The sequence below is a fragment of the Kitasatospora sp. NPDC088160 genome (assembly GCF_044741445.1).
GTDB lineage: Bacteria > Actinomycetota > Actinomycetes > Streptomycetales > Streptomycetaceae > Kitasatospora.
In genome coordinates, this window is record NZ_JBIUSS010000024.1 from 26163 (window position 1) to 36585 (window position 10423).

Annotated in this window: 8 protein-coding genes; 4 read left to right on the top strand and 4 right to left on the bottom strand. The window is 73.1% G+C overall.

Going from position 1 to position 10423, the window contains the following annotated elements:
- Positions 1-45 precede the first annotated feature (45 nt).
- Complete coding sequence (locus ACIOGZ_RS31935) at positions 46-1134, bottom strand: NADH:flavin oxidoreductase (protein ID WP_400988611.1); 1089 nt, start codon at positions 1132-1134, stop codon at positions 46-48.
- 354 nt (positions 1135-1488) lie between these two features.
- Here ACIOGZ_RS31935 and ACIOGZ_RS31940 point away from each other — a divergent pair, with 354 nt between their 5' ends.
- The 4 genes from ACIOGZ_RS31940 (at position 1489) to ACIOGZ_RS31955 (ending at position 7497) form a co-directional block, all read left to right on the top strand.
- On the top strand, positions 1489-2265 hold the full coding sequence (locus ACIOGZ_RS31940; RefSeq protein WP_400988613.1) for an SDR family oxidoreductase: 777 nt from the start codon (positions 1489-1491) through the stop codon (positions 2263-2265).
- 30 nt (positions 2266-2295) lie between these two features.
- Positions 2296-3492, top strand: a complete 1197-nt coding sequence (locus ACIOGZ_RS31945; RefSeq protein ID WP_363587136.1) for a cytochrome P450 — start codon at positions 2296-2298, stop codon at positions 3490-3492.
- Positions 3493-3599: 107 nt separating this feature from the next.
- Complete coding sequence (gene car, locus ACIOGZ_RS31950; protein ID WP_400988614.1) at positions 3600-7070, top strand: carboxylic acid reductase; 3471 nt, start codon at positions 3600-3602, stop codon at positions 7068-7070.
- 55 nt (positions 7071-7125) lie between these two features.
- Positions 7126-7497, top strand: coding sequence for a nuclear transport factor 2 family protein (locus tag ACIOGZ_RS31955; protein ID WP_363587138.1), 372 nt, complete (start codon positions 7126-7128; stop codon positions 7495-7497).
- A 26-nt stretch (positions 7498-7523) separates the two neighbouring features.
- Here the strand turns inward: ACIOGZ_RS31955 and ACIOGZ_RS31960 are convergent, their stop codons facing one another.
- The 3 genes from ACIOGZ_RS31960 to ACIOGZ_RS31970 all read right to left on the bottom strand — a co-directional run bounded on the left by ACIOGZ_RS31960 (position 7524) and on the right by ACIOGZ_RS31970 (position 10199).
- Complete coding sequence (locus ACIOGZ_RS31960; protein ID WP_363587139.1) at positions 7524-8225, bottom strand: hypothetical protein; 702 nt, start codon at positions 8223-8225, stop codon at positions 7524-7526.
- 109 nt (positions 8226-8334) lie between these two features.
- On the bottom strand, positions 8335-9882 hold the full coding sequence (locus ACIOGZ_RS31965; protein ID WP_363632507.1) for a Na+/H+ antiporter: 1548 nt from the start codon (positions 9880-9882) through the stop codon (positions 8335-8337).
- Positions 9883-10031: 149 nt separating this feature from the next.
- Entirely contained in the window at positions 10032-10199 is a 168-nt protein-coding gene (locus ACIOGZ_RS31970) for a hypothetical protein (protein WP_363587141.1), read from the bottom strand.
- Positions 10200-10423 lie beyond the last annotated feature (224 nt).

The following is a 10423-nucleotide window of genomic DNA, read 5'->3' on the forward strand; positions in this document are numbered from 1 at the left end:
AGGTCGCGGCCCGGCTTCCGGGCGCCCGTTCGTCGAACGGCCCTGTCAGGCCAGGCTGGTGAGCACCGCCGGGTCGTACGGGACGGTCCGGGAGAGGTCGCCGCGCAGCGCCCTGGCGGCCCAGTCCGGATTGGCGAGCAGGGTGCGGCCGACGGCGACGAGGTCGAACTCGTCGCGCTTGAGGCGGGCCAGCAGTTCGTCGATGCCGGTCACGCCGGCCCGGCTGGTGTAGCCCTGGGCGAACTCGCCCTCGCCGTACTGCTGGTCCAGGCCGACCGAGCCGACCGTCACGGCGGCCTTGCCGGTGAGCTTGCGCGCCCAGCCGGCCAGGTTGAGGTCGCTGCCGTCGAACTCGGGCTGCCAGTAGCGCCGGGTGGAGCCGTGGAACGCGTCGACCCCGGCGTCGGCCAGCGGGGTCAGCAGCTGCTCCAGCTCGGCCGGGCTCTGCGCGATGCGGGCCCCGTAGTTGCCGACCTTCCACTGGGAGAACCGGAAGAAGACCGGGAAGCCCGGGCTGACGACCGCGCGGACGGCCTGCACGATCTCGGCGCCGAAGCGGGCGCGGGAGGCCGGGTCGCCGCCGTAGCGGTCGGTGCGCCGGTTGGTGCCGCTCCACAGGAAGTCGTCGATCAGGTAGCCGTGCGCGCCGTGCAGTTCGACGCCGTCGAACCCGAGCCGCTCGGCGGTCGCCGCGGCCTCGGCGAAGGCGGCCACCGTGTCGTCGACGTCCCGCTGGGTCATGGCCCGCCCGGCCGGGACGCCGTCCAGGCCGATCCCGGACGGGCCTTCGGCGGGCGGCTCCGTCCCGGTGCGCACGACCCCGGTGTGCCACAGCTGCGGGATGATCCGGCCGCCGGCCTCGTGCACCCGCCGCACCACGCGCGCCCAGCCGGCCAGCGCCTGTTCGCCGTGGAAGTGGGGCACGTGGTCGTACGCGCGGGCGGCGGCGCGGTCGACGTAGGTGCCCTCGGTGATGATCAGTCCGACCTGGTGGGCCGCCCGGCGGGCGTAGTACTCGGCCACCTCCTCGCCCGGCACGCCGCCGGGGGACTGCATCCTGGTCATCGGGGCCATCACGATGCGGTTGGGGACCGTCAGATCACCCACGACGAACGGCTCGTCCAAGCTGGACATGCTTTCTCCCGAGTTCTCGGCACTCATGGTGTGAACATTCCGTGTGCGCCTTCTCCGCCGCTCCGGCGAATCGCCGCCGGGCCGTGCGGAAAATGGTGTGGTCGGCCGCACATAGGTAACACACGATTATCGGCCCTGTTGATCGCGGCGTCCAGCGGGTGCTCTTGTCCGTGCTGCATTGCCTCAGGCGATCCACGGCATCGACACAATCATGTTGACCGTGTCCGGGAGATCACGGATAGTGGTGCAGGTGGTTCCGCGTCGCCTTCTGGGTCGCAACTGGAGAATTGATTCCCTTGCCGACCAGTGCCGCGGAAAGGAATTTCCCAGGAACGAAAGGTGGCGGAACCCAGGGTGAGCGAGAGTCGCCTTACCGCGCAGATTTCCCACGACTTGGACGGCAAACGGGCCGTGGTCACCGGCGGCAGCCGGGGCATCGGCGCCGCGATCGTGCAGCACCTGCTCGACGCCGGCGCCACCGTCGTCACCTCCGCCCGCAACCCCACCGAACACACCCCGTCCGCGGCCAAGTTCATCCAGGCCGACCTCAGCTCGCCGGCCGGGGTGCGGGCGTTCGCCGACGCCGCGCTGGACTCCCTCGGCGGGGTGGACATCGTGGTCAACAACGCGGGCGGCTGCCGGGCCTTCCAGACCGCGCTGGAAATCGAGAAAGACTGGCAGTACACGGTCGACATCAATTTCCTGGCCGCCGTCCGGCTCAATGCCGCACTCGTGCCGGCCATGCGCGCGGCCGGCGGCGGGGTGATCGTGCACCTCTCCTCCATCGCGACCATTTCCTCCTACCCGATGATCCTGCACTACGCCGCCGCGAAATCCGCGCTGGAGGTGTACAGCAGGGGCCTCGCGGTCGAGTTGGCGCCGGACGGAATCCGGGTCGTCGCGATCTCCCCGGGAAACGTGATGACTCCCGGGGCGGATGAGGCGCGCGAGAAGATCGTCGACTATCTCGGCATGGAATCGGAGGGGGACTGGGCCGACGAGGTCCCGCTCGGGCGGATCGGCCAGACCGAGGACATCGCCGAGGCGGTCGGCTTCCTGGTCTCCCGGCGCGCCTCGTGGATCACCGGCAGCAACCTCGTCATCGACGGCGGCAAGAGCGCGTCCCTGTGACCGCCCGCCAGGACTGGAAGGACTGACACGATGACCGCGACAGAAGAAGGGCCGCGGGCCTATCCGTTCGGTCCGGCCGAGCAGCTCGACGTGGACCCGAAGCTGGCCGAGGCCTGCGGCGAGCAGCCGGTGCTGCGGGTGAGCCTGCCCTACGGCGGCGACGCCTGGCTGGTCACCCGCCACGCCGACGTCAGGACGGTGCTGGCCGACCCCCGGTTCAGCCGGGCCGCCGCCGCGGGCGAGGACGTGCCCCGCATCGTCTCGGCCGGCCTGCCCCGCACCTCGATGCTGAGCATGGACCCGCCGGAGCACAGCCGGCTGCGGCGCAGGGTCGCCAACCCCTTCACCGTGCGCCGGGTCGAGGCGATGCGCCCGCGCGCCCAGCAGATCGTCGACGGCCTGCTCGACACCATGATCGCCACGGGCTCGCCCGCCGACCTGACCCAGATGCTCACCTGGCCGCTGCCGATCACGATGATCTGCGAACTGCTCGGCGTGCCCGTCGAGGACCGCGACCGGTTCAACGCCTGGGTGGACGGCCTGCTGATGCTCTCCGACCCGGCCCGCTCCGCACGGGACCGCGGGCACCTCAACGAGTACCTCGCCGGCCTGGTCGCCGAGCGCCGCGTCGAGCCCACCAGCGACCTGCTCGGCGAACTGGTCGCCGTGGAGGACGAGGAGAACCGGCTCACCGAGGAGGAGTTGGTCAGCCTCGGGGTCAGCCTGCTGTCCGCCGGCCAGGAGGCCACCGCCAACCAGATCGGCAACTTCGTCTACACGCTGCTGACCAGGCCCGAGCTGTGGCACGAGCTCGTCGCCGATCCCGGCCTGATCCCCGACGCGGTCGAGGAACTCTCCCGGATCATCCCGATCAGCGCCACCGCCGGCTTCACCCGGATCGCCACCGAGGACGTCGAACTGGGCGGGCAGACCGTCCGGGCCGGCGACGCGGTGGTCACCGAGTTCTCCCTGGCCAACCGGGACCCGGAGGTGTTCGACCGCCCCGAGGAGATCGACTTCCGCCGGAAGAACATCCCGCACGTCACCTTCGGACACGGCATCCACCACTGCCTCGGCGCGGCCCTGGCCAGGATGGAACTGCGCGTCGTGCTGGACACCCTGGTGCGCCGCCTGCCCGGCCTGCACCTCGCCGTGCCGGCCGACCAGGTGACCTGGCGGACGGAACGGCTCATCCGCGGAGCGGACGCGCTGCCGGTCGCCTGGTGAGACGCCGCCGGCCGGAGCGACCGCCTGACGTCAGGGAGTCGGCGGTCGCTCCGGCCGGGCCCCAGCTCGCACTTCGACATCACCCGGACACTACGGGAGGACTCAGCATGGCCGAACCACCGGAGGCGATCACCGCGGCCGTGCGTGATCCGGGCAAGGGACTCGCCGAGGTCATGGCGGCCATCATGGAGGGCTACGCCGACCGGCCCGCCCTCGGCGAACGCGCGCGGGAGCCCGTGACCGGGCGCTTGCTGCCCGGCTTCGAGACCGTCAGCTACCGCGAACTGTGGGCCCGGGTACGCGCCGTCGCCACCGAGTGGCACCACCACCCGGACCACCCGCTGAGCGCCGGCGACCGGCTCTGCATCCTGGGCTTCACCAGCACCGACTACGCCACGCTCGATCTCGCCTGCCTCCACGCGGGCGTGGTGGTCGTGCCGTTGCAGTCCAGCGCGCCGCTGTCCCAGCTGGCGCCGATCGTCGCGGAGACCGAGCCGCGCGCCCTCGCGGCGAGCATCGAGCGGCTGGACACCGCCGTCGAAGCCGTCCTCGGGGCACCCTCGATCCGGCGCGTGATCGTGTTCGACTACCGCCCCGACATCGCCGAGCAGCGCGACGCCTTCGAATCCGCCCGGCGGCGCCTGGCCGGGGCCGGCCGCCCGGTGGCCGTCGACCCGCTGGCCGCCGTGGTCGAGGCCGGAGCCGGACTGCCGCCCGCGCCCCTGTTCGTCGCAGACCCGGGTGACGACCCGTTGGCGCTGCTCATCTACACCTCCGGCAGCACCGGCACCCCGAAGGGGGCCGTCTACCCCCAGCGGCTGGTCCGCACCGCGTGGAACGGCTTCAGCTACGGCGCGGAGGACGCACCCCCGGTCAGCGTCCACTACATGCCTCAGAGTCACCTCGCCGGCCACTGGGCGCTGATGGGCTCGCTCTCCCGGGGCGGCGTCGGCCACTTCACCGCCAGGAGCGACCTGTCCACCCTGCTCGACGACATCGCGCTGGTCCGCCCCACCGAGCTGACCATGGTCCCGCGCATCTGCGACCTGCTCTTCCAGCGGTACCGCAGCGAACTGGACCGGCGCTCCGGCGAACCCGGCGACGTCGACACGGCGGTCAAGACCGACCTGCGGGAGAACGTCCTGGGCGGGCGCGTCACCAAGGCCTTCTGCGGCACCGCCCCGCTCTCCGCCGAGGTGGCGGCCTTCGTCGAGTCCTGCCTGGGCTTCCACCTGTACACCGGCTACGGCTCCACCGAGGCCGGCGGGGTGCTGCTCGACTCGGTGGTGCAGCGCCCGCCGGTCATCGACTACAAGCTGGTCGACGTCCCGGAACTCGGCTACTTCCGGACCGACTCGCCGCACCCGCGCGGGGAACTGCTGCTCAAGACCGCCACCGCCATCCCCGGCTACTACAAGCGGCCCGAACTCACCGCCGAGATCTTCGACGCGGACGGCTACTACCGGACCGGCGACATCATGGCCGAGATCGGGCCGGACCGGCTCGTCTACGTCGACCGCACCAAGGACGTCCTGAAGCTCTCCCAGGGCGAGTTCGTGGCCGTCTCCCGCCTGGAGACCGCCTTCGTCGCCAGCCCGCTGATCCGGCAGATCTTCGTGTACGGCAACAGCGAGCGCGCCTACCCGCTCGCCGTGGTCGTCCCCGCCCCGGACGCGCTGGCCAGGGCCGACGGGGACGCCGAGTCGCTCAAACCGCTGCTCATCGAGTCGCTCCAGCGGATCGCCAAGGAGGCCGAGCTCAACTCCTACGAGATCCCGCGCGACGTCCTGATCGAGACCGAACCCTTCAGCGCCGCGAACGGCCTGCTCGCCGACAGCCACAAACCGCTGCGCCCCCGGCTCCGGGAGCGCTACGGCGAGGCCCTGGAACGGCTCTACGCCGAACTCGCCGACGGGCAGGAGCGCCGGCTGCGCGACCTGCGCCGGGCCGGGCCGGACCGGCCGGTGCTGGAGACGGTCGGCCGGGCCGCCCAGGCGCTGCTGGGCTGCGCGGGCGCCGAGCTGAGCGCCGACGCGCACTTCACCGACCTGGGCGGGGACTCGCTGTCCGCGCTGTCCTTCGCCGCCCTCATGACGGAGATCTTCCGGGTCGAGGTCCCGGTCGGGGTGGTGATCAGCCCGGCCAACGACCTTGCGCGGGTGGCGGGTTACATCGAGGAGCGGCGCCGCACCGGCGCCGCGCGGCCCACCGTCGCCTCCGTCCACGGCGAGCACGCCGTCGAGGCCCGCGCCGGCGACCTCACCCTGGACAGGTTCCTCGACGCGGCGACGCTCGCCGCCGCCCCGACGCTGCCCCGCCCCGACGGCGCCGTCCGCACCGTGCTGCTCACCGGGGCCACCGGCTTCCTCGGCCGCTTCCTGTGCCTGGAGTGGCTGGAACGGCTGGCGCCCGCGGGCGGCAGGCTGGTCTGCGTGGTCCGTGGCGCCGACGCGGCCGTCGCGGCGAAGCGGCTGGAGGCCGCCTTCGACAGCGGTGACGCCGAACTGCTCCGGCGGTACCGGGAGTTGGCCGACGGAACGTTGGAGGTGCTGGCGGGCGACATCGGCGAGCAGCGGCTGGGCCTGGCCGAGGACACCTGGCAGCGGCTGGCCGACACCGTGGACCTGATCGTCCACCCGGCCGCCCTGGTCAACCACGTGCTGCCCTACGACCAGCTGTTCGGGCCCAACGTCGTCGGCACGGCCGAACTGATCCGGCTGGCGCTCACCACCCGGCTCAAGCCCGTCACCTACGTGTCCACCGTCGCCGTGGTGGCCGGCGCCGCGGCCCTCGACGAGGACGGGGACATCCGCGTCACCAGCCCGGTGCGCCACCTCGCCCGGGGCACCGGCAACGGAGGCGCGCATGGATCCGAGCACGAGGACGGGCACGACGACGCGCACGGGTACGGCGACTACGCGCACGGGTACGCGACCAGCAAATGGGCCGGCGAGGTGCTGCTCCGCGAGGCCCACGACCTGTGCGGACTGCCGGTCGTCACCCTGCGCTCGGACATGATCCTCGCGCACGGCAGGTACCGGGGGCAGCTGAACGTGCCCGACGTGTTCACCCGCCTGCTGCTCAGCCTGCTCGCCACCGGCATCGCTCCGGGCTCCTTCTACCGGGGCGGCGGGCGCGCCCACTACGACGGCCTGCCGGTCGACTTCACCGCCGAGGCCGTCACCGCGCTGGGCGCGCGGGCTACCGAGGGCTACCGGACCTTCAACGCGCTGAACCCGCACGACGACGGCGTCTGCCTGGACACCTTCGTCGACTGGCTCATCGAGGCCGGCCACCCGATCCGGCGGATCGACGACTACGACGACTGGCTCGCCCGGATCACCACCGCGCTGCGTGCCCTCCCGGAGAAGCAGCGCCAGCACTCGCTGCTGCCCCTGCTGCGCGCCTTCGCGCGGCCCGGGGAAGGCGTCCCCGGGTCGGCGATCCCCGCCGCCGGGTTCCGGTCCGCCGTGCGGGCCGCCAAGGTCGGCGCCGACCAGGACATCCCGCACCTGTCGGCGGCCCTCGTCCGCAAGTACGTCACCGACCTGCGCCACCTCGGCCTGCTTCCCCACTGACCGCAGCACCGCACCACCATCCCCGCATTCGACCCGACGGACACAGGAGTTCGGCATGGCACAGAGCATCGGCGAGACGGTCATCTCGGGTCTGCGGCTGCTGGAGGCGAACGACTTCGCCGGCTTCCGGGCGCTGTGCACCGAGAAGGCCACCGTGTGGCAGAACGACGGCAAGGACGAGCAGGCGATCGACGAGCGGCTCGTGCACTTCAAGGCCTTCGCCGCCGGTGTCGAGTCGCTGCGGTTCGAGGTCCTCCGCCAGTTCGAGAAGCCGGACGAGGTGCTCCAGCAGCACGTCATCCACCTGCTGTCGGCCGAGGGGGTCGTCCAGGAGGTCCCGACCGTCGTCTACTTCCGGTTCGAGGGCGGCCTGATCGACCGGATCGAGGAGTGCCTCTACACCGTGCCGAAGGCCGGCACGGCCTGACCGCCCGCCTTCCTGAACCCGAACCGTCAGGCGGGCGCTGCGGCGCGGGAGTCCCGGAGGCTGCGGCGGGCGGCGGCGGTGACGAGCAGGACCCAGAGCAGGCTGAGGCCGCCCAGGGCGTAGACGCCGCCGTGCAGGAAGGCGAGGTCCAGGTCGGTGCCGGCCGGCGGGGCCCAGCCGTCGGGGTCGACGAGGACGGTGGTGGTGGTGCCGGCGGAGGACGACCCGGAGCAGCCCGAGCCCTGGAACTCCGGGTGCGGCAGCGGCTTCCCGTCCGCGCGGCGGATCGCGCAGGACCAGCTGGTCCGGCCGCTGCGGTCCTTCGAGCTGTGGGCCTCGGTGACGACGACCTCGGTCCGCTCCCCGCGGTGCGCGAGCACCTCCGCCCGGATGGTGGTGGGTGGCAGGGCCAGCAGCAGGACCCCCAGCAGGACGCCGGGCCAGAGCACCCAGCCGGCGGCCCGGACCACCATCAGCCCGCCCAGCGAGGTGATGAGCACCAGCACGGCGAGGATCGTGAACAGGGCGGAGTAGTCCGGGTCCACGGCGAGCGCCATCAGGCCGACGAGCAGCAGCGGGGCGAGCACCGCGACCAGGCCCGCCGCCCGGCGGATGGTGCGGGGCGCGAGCGGGTTGTCCTTCCGGGGTCTCCGCTTGGCGGTCTTCGGCCGCTGGGCGGCGGCCGCCGCGCTCAGTGGTCTCTTCTGCTTCTTCCTGCCCTGTGCCATGTGGCCCCCGTTCGGTGCTGCGTCGGACTGCTCGCGACAGTCTGACCTGCGGTGCGGAGGTGCGGAAGACCGGGGCCGCAAGCCGTCACGGCCGGCCGGCCCGGGCCGGTCAGACCCGCCCGAGTCCGGCCTGCTCCAGGTCGAGGTCGCGCTGGAGGCGGCGCAGGGTGGTGTCGCTGATGAGGTGTTCCGCGTAGAGGCGGTGCAGCCGGGCGTTCTGCACGGTGATGACCTCGTGCCGGAGTTGACGATAGGCGGCGTCGGCGGTGGTGCCGTCGGGGGTCTCGGGGGTGCGGTCGAGGCGGGCGGCGAGGCCGCGCCGGACCCGGTCGATCGCGGTGTCGGGCATGACCTCCAGGGCCGCGAGGTGGTCGACGTGGTCGAGGGCGGCGCGGTTGAGGGCGTCGCGGGCGTCGTCCTCCTCGCGGGCGGTGTGCTCGGGCTCCAGGGCGAGCCCGGAACGGTGGACCACGGCGGCGAGGGTCAGGCCCTGCACGACCAGGGTGAGGACGACCACCGCCGTGGTCAGCACCAGGACGAGCGGGCGCCCGGGTATCCGGTCGCCGTCCGCGGTGAGCAGCGGGATGGACAGGGCCGCCGCCAGCGGCATGACGCCCCGGGTGCCGGCCCAGGTGACGACCCCGGCGACCCGCCAGGACAGCCGGCCGCGGGCGGGCTTGACCCCGCGGGTCAGCGGCAGCGTCCACAGCACCCGGACGGCGATCAGCACGGCCGCCAGCGCGAGCGCCTGGAGCGGCCACCAGCCGGTGCCGGCCGGCAGGTCCCGGACCAGGGCGGGCAGTTGCAGGCCGACGATGCTGAACACGACGCTCTCCAGCAGGAACACCACCACCGCGGAGACGGCGTGCAGCTGGAGCCGGATGCGGGCGTCGGTGAGGCGGTGGCCGGAGCGGCCGAGCAGGACGCCGGCGACCACGACCGAGGTCACCCCGGAGGTGTGCGCGGACTCCGCGAGCACGTACGCCGCGTACGGGGTGACCAGGGCTATCACGGTCTCCAGGACGGGGTCGGCGGTGCGGCGCCGGATCAGCCACACCAGGCCGGCCACGGCGGCGCCGACCAGGCTGCCGCCCCCGCCGAGCAGCAGGAGCTCGCCGCCCGCCGCAGGCAGGTCCACCGTGCCGCCCACGGCCACGGCGACGCCGACGGCGACCTTGAACAGCACCAGCGAGGTGGCGTCGTTGAACAGGCTCTCGGCCTGCACCAGCACCTGGACGCGCCCCGGCAGCGCCAGCCGGCGGCCGAGCGCGGTGACGGCCACCGGGTCGGTGCTGGACAGGACGGCCCCCAGCACGAACGCCATCGCGGGCGGGAGCCCGGCGACGGCGACGGCGACGAAGCCCACGGCGGCGGCGGAGGCGAAGACCAGGCCGAAGGAGAGGATCGTCACCGGGCGCCACACCGTGCGCAGATCGCGCAACGACAGTTCCTCGGCGGAGGAGTAGAGCAGGGGTGGGAGCACCACCAGGGCGATGGCCTGCGGCGGTACGTGCAGCGCGGGCACACCCGGGACCATCGCGACCGCGAGGCCGACCAGGACCAGCAGGGAGGGCGCGGGCACCCGCAACCGCCGGGCGAAGGTGGCCACGCTCGTGGCCAGAACCACCAGAACCAGAACGATCCCCACGGCGTGCATCTGCGGAAACGACCCATCACGACGATCGGGGTCGCCGCCGCCCGAGCGCTGCGGTCGTCCCCCGAGCCGACCAGACTTCCCGGCACACCGTCAATCATCTTATCGGGTCGTTTGCGCGGGACGGCAGGGTGCCCGGCAGGTCGTGCCCCTCAGCGGCGCCCGAGCAGCCTCGCCAGGAAGCCGCCGCTCTTGCGCTTCGTCCGGTCGCAGGCGCAGCGGCCGGACTCGGGCACCCCGGCGAGTACCTGGTCGACGTGCATGCCGCACCCCGCGTAGCTTGCCTTGCCGCACGTCCGGCAGGTGGTTCGTCGACACATCGCGCTGCTCCTCACGTCGCACCCCCGGATGGGGTGGCCAGTCCTTTCAGGATACCCCACCCGGTATTTTTGGACGCGTGCCCCGGGCTGGCGCCCCGGACCTGCCGTGGCCGGCCGGGCCCCCCCCCCCCGGGCCCGGGGGGGGGCCGGGGGGGGGGGGCGGGGGGGCGGGCGGGGGCGGGGGGGGCGGGGGGGGGGGGGGGGGGGGGGGCGGCGTGGGTGGC